This window comes from Microbacterium altimontanum (assembly GCF_058349865.2).
Genome location: NZ_JBYRJB020000002.1, coordinates 341,092 through 358,786 on the forward strand (window position 1 = coordinate 341,092; position 17,695 = coordinate 358,786).

Here is a 17,695-nt window from a genome sequence, read left to right on the forward strand (position 1 = left end):
CTCCCGATTATCCCGTGTGGGTACGCTGGCCCCATGCGCACGCGAGCCGACATCGACTGCTGGCTGACCGACATGGACGGCGTCCTCGTCCACGACAACGCGCCCATCCCCGGCGCGGCCGAGCTGCTCGCCCAATGGCGGAGGAACGACATCCCGTTCCTCGTCCTCACGAACAACCCGATCTTCACGCGTCGTGACCTGGCCGCTCGCCTCGCCCGGTCGGGCCTGGACGTGCCCGAGGACCGCATCTGGACCTCGGCGCTCGCCACGGCGCAGTTCCTGAAGACGCAGCTGCCGGGCGGCTCGGCGTTCGTCATCGGCGAGGCGGGGCTCACGACCGCCCTGCACGAGGCCGGCTTCATCATGACGGAGACGCAGCCCGACTACGTCGTGGTCGGCGAGACCCGTCAGTACTCGTTCGAGGCCATCACGCAGGCCATCCGGTTCATAGGCGCCGGGGCGCGGTTCATCGTGACGAACCCCGACGCGACCGGCCCGACGCCGTCGGGCGTCGTTCCGGCGACCGGATCGTTCGCCGCCCTCATCACGAAGGCGACCGGGCGCGAGCCGTATGTGGTCGGCAAGCCCAACCCGATGATGTTCCGCTCGGCGATGAACCAGATCGGGGCGCACTCCGAGAACACCGGGATGATCGGCGACCGGATGGACACCGACGTCATCGCCGGCATCGAAGCGGGCCTGCACACCGTGCTCGTGCTGACCGGAATCAGCGACCGCGGCGAGGTGGAGCGGTACCCGTTCCGCCCCGATGAGATCGTCGACTCGGTCGCCGACCTCGTGGAGGCATCCTGAACACGCTCGAGCAGACCCTGCTGTACGCCGTCACGACGCTGGTGCTCGCCGTCACGCTCGTCGTGTTCGTCGTGCAGTACGTCCGCCGCTACGGCAGACACCGCGACGACGACCGCTGAGCGTCCGGCGGGGAACCGCCCGGCTCAGCGCAGGACGAGGGCGGCGGCGCCGACCAGGGGCCCGTCCCCGCCCAGCGCGCTCGGCACGACGGGCACCGCGGCCGCGTACTCGAGCTCGGCCGCGTCGCGCAGCGCCGCTCCCACGAGCTCGATGTAGTCGTCGGCCACGTGCGAGAAGCCCCCGCCGATCGCGATGACGTCGACGTCGACGAGCGCTGCGAGGTCGGCGAGCGCACATCCCAGCGCCCGCGCCGATCGCTCGATCGCGGTGCGGGCGACGGCGTCGCCGGATGCCGCCGCCTGCGCCAGCTGCTCCCCGGTCTGGCCACTCCATCCCTGGGCGCGCGCCCACGCCACGCTCGCAGGGCCCGCCGCCACCCGCTCGAGGGTCTGGCCGTCCTCGGAGTGCAGCTGCCCGAAGTGCCCGGCGTTGCCGGTCGAACCCGTCAGCAGATGGCCGGCGACGATGAACCCGCCGCCGATGCCGGTGGAGACGACCATCGCGAACGACGAGCGCGCATCGCGCGTGGCGCCGACCCACGATTCGGCCAGGGCGAGGCATCCCCCGTCGTGCCCGAGCACGACCGGCACATCGGTGAGACCGGCGGCGGCCGCCGCATCCGTCACCGCCTGCCGCAGCGGCATCCCCCGCAGCCCCTGCATGTTCACCGGCAGGATCGCACCGGCCGCGTGGTCGATCGGCCCGGCGCTGCCGATGCCCACCCCGACGATCCGTTCCGGCGCTCCGGCGACGGCGTCGCGGATGACGTCGGCGAGTGCCGCGGTGAGCTGCTCGGGCGTCACGTTGGGGCCGGTGGGCCGACGGTGCCGCGTGTCGGGCATGACGGCGCCGGATGCGTCGACGAGGGCCGCGGCGACCTTGGTTCCGCCGAGGTCGACCGCGAGTGCGAGGCCGGTCACGACTTGACCGAGCCGCTCATCAGCCCGCCGATGAAGTACTTGCCGAGGATGATGTAGACGACGAGGGTCGGCAGCGACGCGATCAGCGCTCCCGCCATCGACGCCCCGTAGTTCGACAGCTGCGCGCCTTGCGACAGGTTCACGAGCGACAGCGACACCGGCCCCTGGTTGGCGTCGGACAGGAACAGCGCGAAGAGGTAGTCGTTCCACGCGGACGTGAACTGCCAGATGATCGTCACGACGAATCCCGGCAGCGACAGCGGCAGGATGATGCGCCAGTACGATCCGAGCATTCCGGCGCCGTCGACGCGCGACGCCTCCATGAGCTCGTTCGGCACGCCCTCGTAGTAGTTGCGGAAGATCAGCGTGCAGATCGGCAGACCGTAGATGATGTGCACGATCAGCAGTGTGAGGATGTTGCTCGGCATGCCGAGCGCCGTCTTCATCTGCACGAGCGGCACCATGATCGCCTGGTACGGGATGAACATGCCGAACAGGATCAGCGTGAACACGATGTTCGCGTACGGGAAGCGCCAGCGGCTCAGCACGAAGCCGTTCATCGACCCGAGCATCGCCGAGATGAGCGCCGCGGGGATCGCGAGCAGGAACGTGCGCCCGAGCGGAACGGCAAGCGCGTCCCAGGCCGCGCCCCAGTTGTCGAAGCCGGTCGCGCCGTCAGACCCGGCCTGCCACGGCCAGCGCAGCGGCAGCCCCCAGCTCGAGGCGGCCGAGACATCCGACGGCGGCTTCAGGCTCGTCACCACGAGCACGTAGACCGGCATGAGCACGATCACGACGAACAGGATCAGGATGACGTACTTGGCGGTGCGGCTCAGGCGCGCCTTGGTCCTGCTGCCCGACGGGGCACCCGTGGCCGGCGTCGTGCGGCGCTCGATGCCGGTGGTGACGCTCATCGTCTCGGTCATCGGTGTCCCTTTCGCTCGGCGCGGGCCGTGTAGATCAGGTACGGCACGATGAAGATGCAGACGAGCAGCAGCAGGATGGTGGCGATCGCCGACGCCTTGCCGTACTCGCCGCCGGTGAGCGCGACCCACATGTAGGTGGCCGGGACCTCGGTGATGTAGACCGGGCCGGTGATCGCCATGATCAGGTCGAACACCTTGAGCGACATGTGCGCGACGATCACGAGCGCCGACAGCGCCACCGGGCTCAGCTGCGGGAAGATCACGTGGCGGTACAGCTTCCACTCGCTCGCGCCGTCCATCCGGGCGGCCTCGCGCAGCTCCTCGGGGATGCCGCGGAAGCCGGAGAGGAACAGCGCCATGACGTAGCCGGCAAGCTGCCAGATCGCGGGCATCGCCATCGCCGCCATGCCCCACAGCGGAGCGTTGTACCAGTCGTTCTGCAGTCCGCCGAGCCCGATGGACTGGAGTATGCGGTTCAGGCCCGAGGCCCGGTCGTCCTTGGCCGAGCTCAGCAGCCAGCGCCAGACGACGCCCGAGGCGACGAACGACACCGCCATCGGGAAGAGGTAGATGGACCGGAACGCACCCTCGGCGGTCACGCCCTTGTCGAGCATCCACGCCCAGAGGAACCCGAACAGCATCGTGCCGACCATGAAGAACACGGTGAAGATGCCGAGGTTCGCCAGCGAGTGCAGGAATCGCGGCTCGGTGAGCAGGTCGACGAAGTTCTGCGGTCCGACGAACTGCGAGGCCGACAGCGCCGAGTCCTTCGTCATCGCGGTGGAGAAGTTCACGCCGATGAGGACGTAGACGAAGATGCCGAGCAGCACGATGGTCGGCGAGATGAGCAGGAGGGGCGGCCCCCAGTTGCGGATGCCCTTGCGCATCGGTGTCCTCCTAGACGTGGGTGACCCGCCCGAGGCGACGGATGCCGCGGCATCCGTCCGCCCCGGGCGGGTACGGGTTCTTACTTGCCCAGGGCCTTGCTCTGCGCGTCGGCGAGCGCCGACTGCAGGGTGCCGGCGTCCTTCGTCGAGACGTACTGGCCGATGGCCGACGTGATGTCGTTCAGCCACGACACCTTGACGGCGGCGCCGTGCGCGAGCGAGCTCACGACGGTGTCCTTGGCGAACGAGGCCATCGCGCCCTGCTGGTAGGCGGGGTAGTCGCTCGCGTTCGCGTCGGTGCGGGCCGGGATCGAGCCCTTGGCGAGGTTGAACGCCTTCTGCCCGTCGGCCGAGCTGATCGTCTTCAGCCACGCCTTGGCGCCGTCGGCGTGCGGGGCGCCGACCGGCAGGGTGAACGAGTCGGCGAGGAAGTCGAACTCACCGTCGGTGCCCGGCGTGGGCCACGTGGTGTACTCCTTGTCGTACGTCTTGCCCTTGGCGTCGAACTCGGCGAGCGCCCAGTCGCCCATCACGTTGTAGGCGGCGGTGCCGTCGATGACCATGTCGGTCGCGACGGGCCAGTCCTGACCGGTGCCGTCGGTGTTCGCGTAGGCGAGCAGCTTGCCGTAGTAGTCGATGGCCTTGGTGACGTCGGCCGAGTCGAACTTCGTCGAGCCGTCCCACAGACCCTGGTAGCCGTCGGAGCCGAGCACCGAGAGCAGCACATTCTCGAACAGCTGCACCTGCGTCCAGTCTGTCGCGACCGACAGCGGCGTGGCGACGCCCGAGTCCTTGAGCTTCTTCATGTCGGCGAGCCAGGCGTCGAGGTCGGCCGGAGCCTTGGTCGGGTCGATGCCGGCCTTCTTCAGCAGCTCGGTGTTCACCCACGTGACGTTCGCACGGTGGATGTTGCTCGGCACCGAGTAGATCTTGCCGTCGAGGGTGAGGCGGTCGAGCAGCGTCGACGGGAAGACGTCGTTGAGGCCGTTGTCCTTATAGAACGACGTGAGGTCTTCGAGCTTGCCCGCCTCGACGTAGTCGGTGAGCTCGGCACCGGCGTGGGCCTGGAACGAGTCCGGCGGGTTGTTCGCCTTGAGGCGCGACGCGAGCGCGTTCTTCGCGTTCGAGCCGGCGCCGCCGGCGACGGCGGCGTTGACGAACTTGATGTCGGGGTTCTGCTCGTTGAACACCTTGACGAGCGCGTCGAGGCCGGTCTTCTCAGAACCGGATGCCCACCACGTGAACACCTCGACCTGGTTCGGGTCGCCACCCTTGTCTCCGGGGTTCGAGCCCCCGGCGCATCCGGCGAGCGCAAGACCGGCGACCGCCAGACCTGCGACCGCTGCGAGTGCTTTACGCATGTGATCCTCCATTGGATGTCTTCAGCCGCGCTCTCGCCGGCCTCATTTCGATCGTCTGCCATGAAATCTGAAAACGTTGCCAGACGCAAGACGAGAGGTTACCCAGCGCCCGACCTGTGACCTAATCGTGACCGGTTCGACCTCGGCTTCGCGCCGTTCCCCGCGCCGGCGGCGCAGAGCAGTGGGGACCGCTCACCTGTCGCAAATCGACCGTGATCGGGCTCCGGAAGGTCGATTTCAGACAGGCGAGCGGTCCACAGGCGGCGGCTGCTCGCCGGAGCCGCGCTCGGCGAGCCTCGTCGCGAGCGTGATGCGCTGGGCGGGGCCGCCGCGGCCGGCGATCCGGCTGAACAGGAGGTCGGCGGCGGCGCGGCCGATCGCCTCGGGGTCCTGCACGATCGTCGTCGTGGGCGGGTCCATCAGCACGGCGAGGTCGAAGTCGTCGAAGCCGACGAGCGCGAGGCGGGAGCCGAGCAGCCGCTGCGCTCCGAGGATCGCCTTCGTGGTGCGGCCGTTCGTCGAGAAGATCGCCGTAGGGGGATCGGGCAGGCGCGAGAGCTCGAGCAGCGCCTCCGCGCAGACGTCGACCTCGTCGTCGACCGAGACGACGAGCGCGCGGTCGGCGGGCAGCCCGGTCTCGCGCAGCCCCTGGTAGTAGCCGGCCTCTCGGCGCAGCGACGTGAACCTCCCCGACACGTGCGCGAAGCACGCGATGCGGCGATGACCGGCCGCGAACAGGTGCCGCACGGCGGTCGCCGCGCCCCCCTCGTTGTCGACGAGCACGACGTCGACGTCGAGCCCGGCGGGCGGCTGGTCGACGAAGACGACGGGCGTTCCCGCGCGCTGCTCGTCCTCCAGGAACCCGAGGTCGGCGTCTTCGGGGGCGACGAGGATGAGCCCGTCGAGCCGTCGCTGCAGGAGGCGGCGCACGATGCGCTCGGCTTCCTCGGGGTCGTCGGTGACGGATGCGACGAGCACGAGCTGATCGCGGGCGCGGGCGCGTTCCTCCACCCCGCTGACGAGGGCGGAGAAGAACGGGTCGGAGATGTTGGTGACGACCATGCCGATCGTCGCGGAGGTGCCGGTGCGCAGCGTGTGCGCGAAGTCGTTGCGGCTGAAATTGAGCTCGCGCACGGCACGCTCGACGGCGCGGACCTTCGCCGGAGCGACGCCGCCCTTGCGCGAGACGACGCGTGACACCGTCGAAAGGCCGACGCCCGCTCGCGCCGCGACGTCCTTCATCGTCGCGCGCCGGGGACTCGGCTCCGTCGTCGGTTCGTCTTCCATGGCGTCCGATCTCGCTTTTTGGCAACGTTACCGGATGCGTCGACCCGCGGCCCACTCGGGCCGGACTGCCGGCCCGTCAGCGTCTCCGCTACTGCGGGGCGAGGCCGAGGTCGTCGAGGTCGATCGCCGCGAGCCACTGCAGGCCCGCGGCCTCGACGGCGGCCTGCGCGCCGGTCTTGCGGTCGACGATCACCGCGACGGCGACCGGCTCCGCCCCCTCGCGCCGAAGCGCCTCCACCGCCTTGAGCGCCGACTGGCCGGTGGTCGACGTGTCCTCGACGACGACGACGCGCTTGCCCGCGACATCCGCCCCCTCGATCTGACGGCCGCGGCCGTGGTCCTTGGGCTCCTTGCGCACCACGAACGCATCGAGCGGGTGGTCGGTGCGGGCCGACTCGTGCATCACGGCGTTGGCGATCGGGTCGGCGCCGAGCGTCAGCCCGCCGACCGCGACGATGCCGTCGACGTCGTGGATCAGGTCGAGGATGATGCGCCCGATCGCGGGGGCCGCCCGGTGGTCGAGCGTGAGCTTGCGCATGTCGACGTAATAGGTCGCCTTCTTGCCGCTCGACAGCGTGAAGTTGCCGTGGAACACCGCCTCGTCCTTGATGAGACCGATGAGCGTCTGGCGGTCGGCTTCGAGTGCGGGAGTGGATGCGGCGGCCATGCCCCGATTCTACGGGGGCGGATGCGCCGGCCCACTGTCGCGTGAGTGACGCTGCCGAAGATTCCGGCGTTCTTTCCGCTCAGCTCGGCGCCGCGGAGCCGGGTGCCGTCCGCGTCCGCCCCTATAGTCGGTCGCAGATGTCCCGGCGCGGCGCCCGCCGCCGACCGGGAACCCGAACACCCACCGGAGGGCTTATGCGCATCGGCATCGTCGCCGAGCAGGCGAGCGAGAATCGCGTCGCCGCAACCCCTGTCACCGTCGCGAAGATCCGCAAGCTCGGCTACGACGTCGTCGTGCAGGCCGGGGCCGGGGCGGCATCCTCGTTCCCCGACGACGCCTACGTCGACGCCGGCGCATCCGTCGTCGACGCCACCGTCGCCTGGGCATCGGATGTCGTGCTGAAGGTCGAGGCGCCCACGCCCGACGAGATCTCGCGGCTGCGCCCCGGCGCGACTCTCATCGGCCTGCTGAGCCCCGCACTGCGCCCCGAGCTGCTCGAGAAGCTCGCCGCACAGCGTGTGACCGCGCTCGCGATGGACGCCGTGCCGCGCATCTCCCGCGCCCAGTCGATGGACGTGCTGAGCTCGATGGCGAACATCTCCGGCTATCGCGCCGTGATCGAGGCGGCGCACGAGTTCGGCCGCTTCTTCACCGGTCAGGTGACGGCGGCCGGCAAGGTGCCGCCCGCGAAGGTCCTCGTCGCGGGCGCCGGGGTCGCCGGCCTCGCCGCGATCGGGGCGGCATCGAGCCTCGGCGCGGTCGTTCGCGCCACCGATCCCCGTCCCGAGGTCGCCGACCAGGTCGCGTCGATCGGCGGGCAGTACCTGCCCGTCGACGTCGCGGTGGAGGAGTCCACCGACGGGTACGCGAAGGCGACGAGCGAGGCGTACGACCGGCGCGCGGCCGAGATCTACTCCGAGCAGGCGGCCGATGTCGACATCATCATCACGACGGCGCAGATCCCCGGACGCCCCGCGCCTCGCCTCATCACCGCCGACGATGTCGCGCGGATGAAGCCCGGCAGCGTTATCGTCGACATGGCGGCCGCCCAGGGCGGCAACGTCGCGGGCTCCGTCGCCGGCGAGCGCGTCGTCAGCGACAACGGCGTCGTCATCCTGGGGTACACCGATCTCGCCGGGCGCCTCCCCGCACAGGCCTCGCAGCTGTACGGCACGAACCTCGTGAACCTGCTCACCCTGGTCACTCCGCGCAAGGACGGCGAACTGACCGTCGACCTCGAGGACGTCGTGCAGCGGGCGGTGACGGTCGTGCGCGCGGGCGAGATCACCTGGCCGCCCCCGCCGGTGCAGGTGTCGGCCGCACAGCAGCCGACGACGCCGGCGCAGGATGCGGCATCCGCCCCCGCCGTGAAGCCGAAGCGCACGCTCGGCCGCGCCGGTCGCACGAGCCTGGTCGCGCTGGGCATCGCCGCGCTGTTCGCCGTATGCGCCTTCGCGCCACCGCCGCTGCCGCAGCACTTCCTCGTGCTGACGCTCGCCGTGGTGGTCGGCTTCTACGTCATCGGGAACGTGTCGCACGCCCTGCACACGCCGCTCATGAGCGTGACGAACGCGATCAGCGGCATCATCATCGTCGGCGCGATGGCACAGCTGGTCGCACCGGATCTCATCGTGCAGGTGCTCGCGGCGGCCGCGGTGCTGCTCGCCGCGATCAACGTGTTCGGCGGCTTCGCGGTGACCCGGCGGATGCTGTCGATGTTCGTGAAGGACCCGGTCACCACCGCGGCGGACGCATCCGCCGCTCGGGCCGGGGCGAACGAGGCCCGCCGGTGAGCGGCGTGAGCGTGGCCGGCGCGGTCGCCGGCGCGGCGTACATCGTCGCGGCGCTGCTGTTCATCCTGAGCCTCGCCGGACTGAGCCGGCCCGAGCGGGCGCGGGGCGGTCTCGTCTACGGCATCGTCGGGATGGCGGTCGCGCTCGTCGCGACGGTGTGGCTCATGATCGAAGGAGCCTGGGGCACGCGCAGCGCGCCGCTCGGCCTCACCCTGCTCGTGGTCACCGTGGCCGTCGGCGCCGCGATCGGCCTGTGGCGGGCGGCCACCGTGAAGATGACCGGGATGCCCGAGCTCATCGCGCTGTTCCACAGCTTCGTCGGTCTCGCCGCCGTGCTCGTCGGATGGAACGGCGCCCTGCAGACCGAGGGGATCGCCGCGAACCTCGTGGGCATCCATCACGCCGAGGTGTTCATCGGGGTGTTCATCGGCGCCGTGACGTTCACCGGATCGATCGTCGCGTTCCTCAAGCTCTCCGCACGCATGTCGTCGCGTCCGCTGATGCTGCCCGGCAAGAACGCGCTCAACATCGGCGCCCTCGTCGTCTTCGTGGGCCTGACCGTCTGGTACGTCATCACTCCCGAGCTGTGGCTGCTCATCCTGGTGACCGTCCTCGCGCTCGCGCTCGGCTGGCACCTCGTGGCATCGATCGGCGGCGGCGACATGCCGGTCGTCATCTCGATGCTCAATAGCTACTCGGGGTGGGCGGCCGCCGCGGCGGGCTTCCTGCTGAACAACGACCTGCTGATCGTCACGGGAGCGCTCGTCGGATCGTCGGGTGCGTACCTGTCGTACATCATGTGCAAGGCGATGAACAGGTCGTTCCTGTCGGTGATCGCCGGCGGCTTCGGCATCGAGGCGCCGCGCTCCTCCGACGAGGCGGAGCAGGGCGAGCATCGGGAGACGGATGCGGCGGCCGTCGCCGACCTTCTGTCCGGCGCGTCGAGCGTGGTGATCACTCCCGGCTACGGCATGGCTGTCGCGCAGGCGCAGTCGGCGGTCGCCGACCTCACCCGCAAGCTCCGCGAGCGCGGCGTGAACGTGCGGTTCGGCATCCACCCGGTCGCCGGCCGCCTCCCCGGTCACATGAACGTGCTGCTCGCCGAGGCGAAGGTGCCGTACGACATCGTCCTCGAGATGGACGAGATCAACGACGACTTCGCGTCGACGGACGTCGTGCTCGTGATCGGCGCGAACGACACCGTGAACCCCGCGGCGGCGGAGGACCCGGGCAGCCCGATCGCCGGGATGCCGGTGCTGCGGGTGTGGGAGGCCCGCAACGTCGTCGTGTTCAAGCGGTCGATGGCGTCGGGATACGCGGGCGTGCCGAATCCCCTGTTCTTCCGCGACAACGCGCAGATGCTGTTCGGCGACGCGAAGGAGCGGGTGCAGGACATCCTCGCCGCGCTGTGAGCAGCGCCGGCCGGCGCATCCGGGTCGCACGGCAGCAGCCCTCCCGCGCGGGGAGGGACCCCGGCGGGTAGCCTGGGCACCAGGACTGCGACGAAGGAGGACTGGATGTTCGACTACGACCCGTATGCCGAGCTCGCGCGGCTGAAGGACTTCCCGCGGATGACGCTGACCAGCGCCGATTTCGAAGAGGGTCAGGCGCTGCCCAAGGAGTGCTGGAGTGCCGGCATGGGCGGGGCCGACCGCTCACCGCAGCTGAGCTGGTCGGGAGCACCGGAAGGCACGCGCAGCTTCGCCGTGTCGTGCTTCGATCCCGACGCCCCGACGGGCTCGGGGTATTGGCACTGGGCGGTGTACGACATCGATGCGTCGACCACCGAGCTGCCCGCGGGTGCCGGCGACGGCGCGGCGGGTTCGCTGCCGTCGGGCGCCGTGACGCTGCCGAACGAGGCGCGCAACGAGCGCTACAACGGCGCCGCCCCGCCCGAGACGACGGGTGTGCACCGGTACTTCTTCGTAGTGGATGCCCTCGATGTCTCGCACCTCGACATTCCGCCGGGATCCACCCCCGCCGTGCTGGGCTTCAACCGCCACTTCCACTCGCTGGGCCGCGGCATCCTCACCGGCACCGCCTCCTCCGACTGACCCGGGCCGGCGGCCGCCGGTGGGGGCGGACGACACGGGGGTGTCGGCGGGCGGCCATAGGCTGGATGCATGCGCCTGGCCACATGGAACGTCAATTCGATCCGTGCCCGCGTCGTCCGCACCGTCGAGTTCGCCGAGCGCGAGCACATCGACGTGCTGGCGATGCAGGAGATCAAGTGCACCCCGGACCAGTTCCCCTACGAGCCGTTCGAGAAAGCGGGATACGAGGTCCACGCCCACGGCTTCAACCAGTGGAACGGCGTCGCGATCGCGAGCCGGCTCCCCGTCGAGGACGTGCAGACCGCGTTCCCCGGGATGCCGGGGTTCGCGAAGGGCGTTGAAGGCCCTGATCAGCCGCAGGAGGCCCGCGCGATGAGCGCGCTCATCGACGGCGTGCGAGTGTGGAGCCTGTACGTGCCGAACGGCCGCAGCCTGCGCGACCCGCACTTCGCGTACAAGCTCGACTGGCTCGACGCGCTGCGCGCCCACGTCGCCGACGAGCTGACGCGCGATCCCGGGCTTCCACTCACCCTCGTCGGCGACTTCAACATCGCCCCGACCGACGCGGACAACGGCGACCCGGCCGTGGTCGAGGGGGTGTCCACGCATGTCTCGCCGGCCGAGCGGGCGGCGTTCCACGCCCTCGAGGGCGCCGGGCTCAGCGATGTCGTCCGGCCGCTGGTTCCCGAGGGCTTCACGTACTGGGACTACAAGCAGCTGCGCTTCCCCCGCAACCAGGGCATGCGCATCGACTTCATCCTCGGCTCACGCGCGTTCGCCGATGCCGTGGCCGGCGCAGCGATTCATCGCAACGAACGCAAGGGCGAGGTCCCGAGCGACCACGTGCCGGTCGTCGTCGACGTCGATCTTCCGTCGGACGCATCCGACGACGACGTGCCGATGATCTTCGGCTGAGCGGGCGAGCCCGACTCACGCCGTCATGTCGCCGGTCGTCGGCTCCCCGTCGGGCGCGTAGCGCAGCTGCACAGCGCCCACCGGCGACGGTGCCGGCGGCGCGACGAGCTTCAACCGCGCCGGCGCCATCCCGTCCGGGAAGACCTTCTTGCCCTCGCCGAGCACGATCGGGTACACCCACAGCACCAGCTCGTCGAACAGCCGACGGTTCAGCAGCGTGTGGGCGAAGTCGATGCTGCCGATCACGTGCACCTCGGAATGCTGCTCGCGGAGCGCGGCGATCTCCGCGTCGAGGTCGGCTCCGAGCAGGCTGCTTCCCGCCCAGTCGAGCTGCGGGGTCCCCCGCGACGCGACGTATTTCGGCACCCGGTTGAACAGGCGCCCGATCGCGCCCTCCGGTCCGTCGGTGTGATGCGGCCAGTACCCCGCGAAGATGTCGTACGTGCGGCGCCCGAGCAGCAGCGCGTCGAGCGGCTCCATCCCGGCCATGATCTGCGCGCCCACGGTCTCGTCGCCGAGCGGCGCCTGCCATCCGCCGAACCGGAAGCCGCCCGACGTGTCCTCCTCGGGTCCGCCCGGCGCCTGCGCCACTCCGTCGAGGGTGGTGAACAGGTCGATGATGATGCGTCCGGTCATGCGATGCTCCTCTGCTCGTCCGCTGCGGAGGCGGTGCCCGTCGCCGATCTGCGGCGGGCCGAATGTGGAATGTCGCGGCGAATCGGTGCAGCAGGGCGGGGTCGCCGGCCACGACGACGACGTCCCCGGCCTCGAGGGCGGCTGCGACATCCCGCTCCCCGCTGAGGGGGTGTCCTCACAACCGAGCTTGCTCTGAACAAGCAGTCGGCTCAAGCCCGACGCGACGCGGGACCGTTCACCTGTCGCACATCGACCTTCCCGGTGTCCGAAGAGGTCGATGTGCGACAGGCGAGCGGTCCTCGCCGGGACGCACCGGCGAGCACCGGACGGGCAGACGCAGAGAGGCCGGGGCGCGAGCCCCGGCCTCTCCCGGCGAATCGGCGTCACGCGGCGGCGACGGACTCCTCGACGTCGGCGAAGCGGTCGACGAGCGCGATGAACGCGTCGAGGTACGCCCGCAGGAACGCGGCGGTGCCGTCGTTCGAGACCTCGCCGTTCTCACCGAACAGACCCGGAACGGCCTGGATGTACCCCTCGGGCTGACCCAGCGTCGGGGCGTTGTAGTGGCTGAGGATCGCCTTGAGGTGCTGCTGTGCGGCGGCGGTCGAGATCGCACCGCCGGAGGTGCCGATCACGGCGGTGGGCTTGCCGTCGAACGAGCCCTGGCCGTAGGGACGGGCCGCCCAGTCGAGCGCGTTCTTCAGCACACCCGGGATCGAGCGGCTGTACTCCGGCGTGACGATGATGACACCGTCGACATCGGCGATCGCCTTCTTGAAGTCACGAGCGACCTGCGGGTAGTCGGCGTCGTGGTCGGGCGAGTAGAACGGCAGGTCGGCGATGGGGATCTCGACGAGCTCGACCCCCTCGGGCGCGAGGGCGACGAGCGCCTTCGCCAGCTTGCGGTTGAGCGAGGCGCTGGAGATGCTGCCGACGATGTAGCCGATCGTGTACTGGGTCACGGTGGTGGGACTTCCTGTTCTTGACGTGTCGTTTCCGGGCACCCGCGGGCGCCCCTCCCAGTCAAACAGCCCTTCCTGTGATCTATTCCCGTGCATGAACCTGCGTGACATCGGGAGCCCCCTCCCCCGTGCGGCGGAGGCGGCTCCTCCGGCGCGCCTCTACGGTGGAGGGATGCGTGCTGACTTTCGTCCGCCCAGTCGGGACCTGGCCCTGGGGGCCGCGATCGGCGTCGGCACGCTGATCAGCACGGCCCTGGGCAGCGTCGCGGGCATCTACGGCGACGAGCAGGCGCCGCTGTGGGTGGCCGTCGTGTATGCCGCGGTGCTCACCGTGGCCATCGCGGTCCGGCGCCGCTGGCCGAGCACCGCGGCGATCGTCACGGCCGGCGCCTACTTCACGGCGAGCACGTGGCACGTCCCGGAGCTGTACGCCGGGAACATCGCGATGTTCATCGGCTTCTACACCGTGGGCGCGATCTCGCCCGATCGCCGCCGGGCGCTGTGGGTGCGCGTCGGCATCACGGTCGGCATGTTCGTCTGGCTGCTCACCGCCACCTTCGTCCAGGCGACCGATCCGGACCCCGACGGCCTCTCCCACGCCGGCGCGTTCTCGCCCTTCGTGGCCTACGCGCTGCTGAACATCCTCGTCAACGCGCTCTATTTCGGCGGCGCGTATTACTTCGGCGAGCGCACCCACGCGGCCGCGACGCAGCGCCGCACCCTCGAGGAGCGCACCGCGGAGCTCGAGCGGGAGCGCGAGCGCACGGCGGCGCAGGCCGTCGCCCTCGACCGCGTGCGCATCGCGCGGGAGCTGCACGACGTCGTCGCGCACCACGTGTCGCTCATGGGGGTGCAGGCAGGAGCCGCGCGGGCTGTCATGGGCAAGGACCCGGATGCCGCAGCGCGCACTCTCGCGCAGGTCGAGGCATCCGCCCGCAGCGCCCTCGGCGAGCTGCGCCAGCTGCTCGAGACGCTGCGGTCCGACGACGCCGACACCGCCGCGACGACCCTCGGGCTCGCCGCGCTCGCGACTCTCGTCGACCAGTCCACCGCGGGCGGTGTGCCCGCCCGGCTCACCGTCGTCGGCGCGCCGCGCCCGGTGCCCGACACGGTGCAGGTGTCGCTGTACCGGATCGCGCAGGAGGCGCTCACGAACGTCCGCCGGCACGGCGGGACGGATGCGTCGGCCGACGTGCGTCTGCGCTACAGCCCCGAAGGAGTGGAGCTCGAGGTCGCCAACACCGGTCGCCGTGTCGTGCGCATCGGACGCGGCCTCGGTCTCGTCGGCATGCGGGAGCGGGCCGCGGCGGCCGGCGGCGCGATCGAGCTGCATCCGCGCGACGAGGGCGGGTTCCTCGTGCGCGTCTCGGTTCCCCTGGCGGTGATGGCGGATGCGTGAGCCGGTGCGCGTGCTGCTCGTCGACGATCACGCGATGATGCGCGCGGGGTTCCGCATGGTGCTGGAGGCGACCGACGACATCGTCGTCGTGGGCGAGGCGTCCACAGGTGCCGAAGCGGTCGAGGCGGTGCGGACGCTGCGGCCCGACGTCGTCTGCATGGACGTGCAGATGCCCGACATGGACGGCCTCGAGGCCACCCGCCGCATCACTGCCGAGACGGGCGACACCGCCGTCCTCATCGTCACGACGTTCGACCGCGACGACTACCTGTTCGCGGCGCTGTCGGCCGGCGCCGTCGGGTTCCTCCTCAAGAACGCCGGCCCCGAGGAGCTCGCGCGGGCGGTCCGCGTCGCGGCCGCCGGCGACGCGCTCCTGGCCCCTGAGGTGACGCGGCGCGTCATCGCACGGTTCACGGCCGGCGCCGAGCCCGTCGAGCGGGGAGGCGCGGCGACCGCGACGAATCGCCCCGACCCGGCGGTCGCCCCGCGACGAGCGCAGCGCGGGGTCGGAACGACGACCGATGCCGACGCGTGGGGACGCACCTCGCTCGCTCACCGACCGGAGTCGCGCGTGCCGGCGGAGCCGTTCACCGACCGCGAGGCGGAGGTGCTGCGGCTGCTCGCCGACGCCCTGAGCAACGCCGAGATCGCCCGGCGCCTGTTCATCGGCGAGGCGACCGTGAAGACGCACGTGTCGAATGTGCTCGCCAAGCTCGGCGCCCGCGATCGGGTGCAGGCCGTCGTCCTGGCCTACCGGCACGGCCTCGCCTGACGATCCGCACGGGACTCCGACGGGCAGGAGTCCCTCCCCTGCGCGGCTGAGCCGTCGATACCCGTCGCACGGGGGAGGCGGCGGCATCCGTCTGTCCGTAGCGTGGGATCACACTCACGACAGGAGGACCGATGCTCGAACTGCGCGGCATCACGAAGAGCTACGGCGGACGCCGGGTGCTCGACGACGTCGGATTCGACGTCTCCCCCGGCCGGCTCACCGGCTTCGTCGGCGGCAACGGCGCCGGCAAGACCACCACCATGCGCATCGCGCTGGGAGTGCTCGACGCCGATGCCGGCGAGGTCGCGCTCGACGGCGCCCCGATCACGACGGGCGACCGCCGCCGCTTCGGATACATGCCCGAGGAGCGCGGCCTGTACCCCAAGATGAAGGTCGCCGAGCAGATCGCGTACCTCGCGCGGCTGCACGGATACTCGAAGACGGATGCCGAGGCGAACGCCACGCGTCTCCTGCAGCAGCTGGGGCTCGGCGAGCGCCTGCACGACAAGGTCGAGACGCTGTCGCTCGGCAATCAGCAGCGGGCGCAGATCGCCGCCGCACTGGTGCACGACCCCGAGGTGCTGATTCTCGACGAGCCGTTCTCCGGCCTGGACCCGCTCGCGGTCGACGTGGTCGCCGGCGTGCTGACCGAGCGCGCCGCGCAGGGCGTGTCGGTGCTGTTCAGCTCCCACCAGCTCGACGTCGTCGAGCGGCTGTGCGACGACCTCGTCATCATCGCGGCAGGCACGATCCGTGCCGCCGGCTCCAGCGAGACGCTCCGTGCCGAGCACGCGGGGCTGCGCTACGAACTGCGCACCTCCGGCGACGTCGGCTGGCTGCGCGGGGAGCCGGGCGTCACGGTCGTCGACTTCGCCGGCGGCTCGGCGGTGTTCGACGTCGACGCGGAAGAGACAGCCCAGCGCGTGCTGCGCCGCGCGGTCGACGGCGCGCCGGACGGTCAAGGCGGCGCCGGAGCGCAGGTGCAGAGCTTCTCGCCGCGCCGTCCCTCCCTCGCCCAGATCTTCAAGGAGGTCATCCAGTGAGCACCACCACCGCCCCCGCCGGCCCGACCATGGCCCAGAGCGTCTGGCTGGTCGCCGAGCGCGAGGTCGCCTCGAAGCTGCGGAGCAAGGCCTTCGTGATCTCGACCGCCATCATGTTCGCGATCGCGCTGGCCGCCGTCGTGTGGGGTGGCTTCGCCGCGGCGAACCCTTCGAAGACGCCCGTCGCGGTGACGAGCCAGACCGCCTCCGTCGTCGCAGACATGTCGAACCTCGACGCGACGACCGCCGACTCCCCCGAGGCGGCGATCGCGCTCGTCAAGGACGGCACGGCCGACGCCGCGATCGTGCCGGACGGTGAGAGCCCGGTGAAGGTCAAGATCGTGGCGAAGGACTCGGTGCCGGAGCAGCTGGTCGCGCAGCTCAGCGTCGCGCCCACCGTGGAGCTGCTGAACACGAGCACTCAGGACGCCCTGCTGCGCTACCTGGTCGCGATCGGATTCGGGGTCGTGTTCCTGATGTCGGCGTCGATGTTCGGCGGCACGATCGCCCAATCGGTCGTCGAGGAGAAGCAGACGCGCGTCGTCGAGATCCTGATCTCGGCCATCCCGGTGCGGGCGCTCATGGCCGGCAAGGTGATCGGCAACACGATCCTCGCGATGGGGCAGATCGTCGCCCTCGTGGCGATCGCGGTGATCGGCCTCAGCGTGAGCGGTCAGAGCGCAGTGCTGGCGGGACTCGGCGGCCCGATGGTGTGGTTCGCGGTGTTCTTCCTGTTCGGGTTCGTCCTGCTCGCGGCCCTGTTCGCGGGGGCTGCGGCCATGGTGTCGCGGCAGGAGGACATCGGCTCGACCACGATGCCGCTGACGATGCTCGTGCTCGCGCCGTACTTCCTCGTGATCTTCTTCAACGACAACCCGATCGTGCTGGGTGTGATGTCGTATGTGCCGTTCTCGGCGCCCGTTGCGATGCCGCTGCGCCTGTACCTCGGTGATGCGGGATGGTGGGAGCCGCTGCTCTCGCTCATGATCCTCGTCGCCACGTGCGTGGCCGCGGTGCTCGTCGGCTCGAAGATCTACCGCAACTCGCTGCTGCGCATGGGCGCCCGGGTGAAGCTGACGGAGGCGCTCAAGGCGTGAGCGCCCTAGGTCCCTGAGCGAGGTCGCGCGCAGCGCGCCCGAG

The 17,695-nt window shown here is 70.5% G+C and carries 17 protein-coding genes; 9 read left to right on the plus strand and 8 right to left on the minus strand.

Annotated elements, in window-relative coordinates; all coding sequences use genetic code 11:
• Positions 1 to 33 precede the first annotated feature (33 nt).
• Positions 34 to 813 carry an HAD-IIA family hydrolase gene (locus tag AC3RX1_RS03855; RefSeq protein WP_491499924.1) on the plus strand — a complete coding sequence of 260 codons (780 nt, stop codon included), beginning with the start codon at positions 34 to 36 and terminating at the stop codon, positions 811 to 813.
• Between the two features lie 143 nt (positions 814 to 956).
• Here the strand turns inward: AC3RX1_RS03855 and AC3RX1_RS03860 are convergent, their stop codons facing one another.
• The 6 genes from AC3RX1_RS03860 to pyrE form a co-directional block, all read right to left on the minus strand.
• On the minus strand, positions 957 to 1,853 hold the full coding sequence (locus tag AC3RX1_RS03860) for an ROK family protein (protein WP_491499925.1): 897 nt from the start codon (positions 1,851 to 1,853) through the stop codon (positions 957 to 959).
• The gene (locus AC3RX1_RS03865) at positions 1,850 to 2,779 is read right to left on the minus strand and encodes a carbohydrate ABC transporter permease (RefSeq protein WP_491499926.1); all 930 of its coding nucleotides are present in this window, start codon (positions 2,777 to 2,779) and stop codon (positions 1,850 to 1,852) included. The genes AC3RX1_RS03860 and AC3RX1_RS03865 overlap by 4 nt, the downstream gene beginning before the upstream one ends.
• Positions 2,776 to 3,666, minus strand: a complete 891-nt coding sequence (locus AC3RX1_RS03870; protein ID WP_491499927.1) for a carbohydrate ABC transporter permease — start codon at positions 3,664 to 3,666, stop codon at positions 2,776 to 2,778. The genes AC3RX1_RS03865 and AC3RX1_RS03870 overlap by 4 nt, the downstream gene beginning before the upstream one ends.
• 80 nt (positions 3,667 to 3,746) lie before the next feature.
• Complete coding sequence (locus tag AC3RX1_RS03875; RefSeq protein ID WP_491499928.1) at positions 3,747 to 5,027, minus strand: ABC transporter substrate-binding protein; 1,281 nt, start codon at positions 5,025 to 5,027, stop codon at positions 3,747 to 3,749.
• Between the two features lie 237 nt (positions 5,028 to 5,264).
• A complete protein-coding gene (locus AC3RX1_RS03880) occupies positions 5,265 to 6,314 on the minus strand; it encodes a LacI family DNA-binding transcriptional regulator (protein WP_491499929.1) in 1,050 nt (349 codons plus the stop codon).
• An 88-nt stretch (positions 6,315 to 6,402) separates the two neighbouring features.
• Complete coding sequence (gene pyrE, locus AC3RX1_RS03885) at positions 6,403 to 6,981, minus strand: orotate phosphoribosyltransferase (protein WP_491499930.1); 579 nt, start codon at positions 6,979 to 6,981, stop codon at positions 6,403 to 6,405.
• A gap of 194 nt (positions 6,982 to 7,175) precedes the next feature.
• On the opposite strand from pyrE, the gene AC3RX1_RS03890 reads away from it, so the two are divergent.
• The 4 genes from AC3RX1_RS03890 (at position 7,176) to AC3RX1_RS03905 (ending at position 11,743) form a co-directional block, all read left to right on the plus strand.
• Positions 7,176 to 8,774 (plus strand): Re/Si-specific NAD(P)(+) transhydrogenase subunit alpha, encoded by a 1,599-nt coding sequence (locus AC3RX1_RS03890; protein WP_491499931.1) that lies wholly within the window; start codon positions 7,176 to 7,178, stop codon positions 8,772 to 8,774.
• Positions 8,771 to 10,186, plus strand: coding sequence for a Re/Si-specific NAD(P)(+) transhydrogenase subunit beta (pntB, locus tag AC3RX1_RS03895; protein WP_491499932.1), 1,416 nt, complete (start codon positions 8,771 to 8,773; stop codon positions 10,184 to 10,186). Before AC3RX1_RS03890 ends, pntB begins: the two co-directional genes overlap by 4 nt.
• Before the next feature lie 105 nt (positions 10,187 to 10,291).
• The gene (locus tag AC3RX1_RS03900) at positions 10,292 to 10,828 is read left to right on the plus strand and encodes a YbhB/YbcL family Raf kinase inhibitor-like protein (RefSeq protein ID WP_491499933.1); all 537 of its coding nucleotides are present in this window, start codon (positions 10,292 to 10,294) and stop codon (positions 10,826 to 10,828) included.
• A gap of 69 nt (positions 10,829 to 10,897) precedes the next feature.
• Positions 10,898 to 11,743: an exodeoxyribonuclease III gene (locus AC3RX1_RS03905; protein WP_491499934.1), complete on the plus strand. Its 846-nt coding sequence runs from the start codon at positions 10,898 to 10,900 to the stop codon at positions 11,741 to 11,743.
• A 15-nt stretch (positions 11,744 to 11,758) separates the two neighbouring features.
• Here the strand turns inward: AC3RX1_RS03905 and AC3RX1_RS03910 are convergent, their stop codons facing one another.
• Together AC3RX1_RS03910 and AC3RX1_RS03915 are read right to left on the minus strand one after the other, a co-directional pair.
• Positions 11,759 to 12,379, minus strand: a complete 621-nt coding sequence (locus tag AC3RX1_RS03910) for a dihydrofolate reductase family protein (protein WP_491499935.1) — start codon at positions 12,377 to 12,379, stop codon at positions 11,759 to 11,761.
• Between the two features lie 383 nt (positions 12,380 to 12,762).
• Positions 12,763 to 13,341: an NADPH-dependent FMN reductase gene (locus AC3RX1_RS03915; RefSeq protein WP_491499936.1), complete on the minus strand. Its 579-nt coding sequence runs from the start codon at positions 13,339 to 13,341 to the stop codon at positions 12,763 to 12,765.
• A 172-nt stretch (positions 13,342 to 13,513) separates the two neighbouring features.
• On the opposite strand from AC3RX1_RS03915, the gene AC3RX1_RS03920 reads away from it, so the two are divergent.
• From AC3RX1_RS03920 to AC3RX1_RS03935, 4 genes are all read left to right on the plus strand, one after another.
• Positions 13,514 to 14,740 (plus strand): sensor histidine kinase, encoded by a 1,227-nt coding sequence (locus AC3RX1_RS03920; protein ID WP_491499937.1) that lies wholly within the window; start codon positions 13,514 to 13,516, stop codon positions 14,738 to 14,740.
• A complete protein-coding gene (locus tag AC3RX1_RS03925; RefSeq protein ID WP_491499938.1) occupies positions 14,733 to 15,512 on the plus strand; it encodes a response regulator in 780 nt (259 codons plus the stop codon). Before AC3RX1_RS03920 ends, AC3RX1_RS03925 begins: the two co-directional genes overlap by 8 nt.
• Before the next feature lie 131 nt (positions 15,513 to 15,643).
• A complete protein-coding gene (locus AC3RX1_RS03930) occupies positions 15,644 to 16,555 on the plus strand; it encodes an ABC transporter ATP-binding protein (RefSeq protein ID WP_491499939.1) in 912 nt (303 codons plus the stop codon).
• Positions 16,552 to 17,652: an ABC transporter permease gene (locus tag AC3RX1_RS03935; protein ID WP_491499940.1), complete on the plus strand. Its 1,101-nt coding sequence runs from the start codon at positions 16,552 to 16,554 to the stop codon at positions 17,650 to 17,652. Before AC3RX1_RS03930 ends, AC3RX1_RS03935 begins: the two co-directional genes overlap by 4 nt.
• Positions 17,653 to 17,695 lie beyond the last annotated feature (43 nt).

Bases quoted from the DNA above. Each gene is read 5' to 3' on its own strand.
- AC3RX1_RS03920 (WP_491499937.1), top strand. From the start codon at position 13,514: ATGCGTGCTGACTTTCGTCCGCCCAGTCGGGACCTGGCCCTGGGGGCC.
- AC3RX1_RS03880 (WP_491499929.1), bottom strand. From the start codon at position 6,314: ATGGAAGACGAACCGACGACGGAGCCGAGTCCCCGGCGCGCGACGATG.
- AC3RX1_RS03865 (WP_491499926.1), bottom strand. From the start codon at position 2,779: ATGACCGAGACGATGAGCGTCACCACCGGCATCGAGCGCCGCACGACG.
- AC3RX1_RS03875 (WP_491499928.1), bottom strand. From the start codon at position 5,027: ATGCGTAAAGCACTCGCAGCGGTCGCAGGTCTGGCGGTCGCCGGTCTT.
- pyrE (WP_491499930.1), bottom strand. From the start codon at position 6,981: ATGGCCGCCGCATCCACTCCCGCACTCGAAGCCGACCGCCAGACGCTC.
- AC3RX1_RS03930 (WP_491499939.1), top strand. From the start codon at position 15,644: ATGCTCGAACTGCGCGGCATCACGAAGAGCTACGGCGGACGCCGGGTG.
- AC3RX1_RS03855 (WP_491499924.1), top strand. From the start codon at position 34: ATGCGCACGCGAGCCGACATCGACTGCTGGCTGACCGACATGGACGGC.
- AC3RX1_RS03925 (WP_491499938.1), top strand. From the start codon at position 14,733: ATGCGTGAGCCGGTGCGCGTGCTGCTCGTCGACGATCACGCGATGATG.
- AC3RX1_RS03870 (WP_491499927.1), bottom strand. From the start codon at position 3,666: ATGCGCAAGGGCATCCGCAACTGGGGGCCGCCCCTCCTGCTCATCTCG.
- AC3RX1_RS03905 (WP_491499934.1), top strand. From the start codon at position 10,898: ATGCGCCTGGCCACATGGAACGTCAATTCGATCCGTGCCCGCGTCGTC.
- AC3RX1_RS03890 (WP_491499931.1), top strand. From the start codon at position 7,176: ATGCGCATCGGCATCGTCGCCGAGCAGGCGAGCGAGAATCGCGTCGCC.
- AC3RX1_RS03900 (WP_491499933.1), top strand. From the start codon at position 10,292: ATGTTCGACTACGACCCGTATGCCGAGCTCGCGCGGCTGAAGGACTTC.
- AC3RX1_RS03910 (WP_491499935.1), bottom strand. From the start codon at position 12,379: ATGACCGGACGCATCATCATCGACCTGTTCACCACCCTCGACGGAGTG.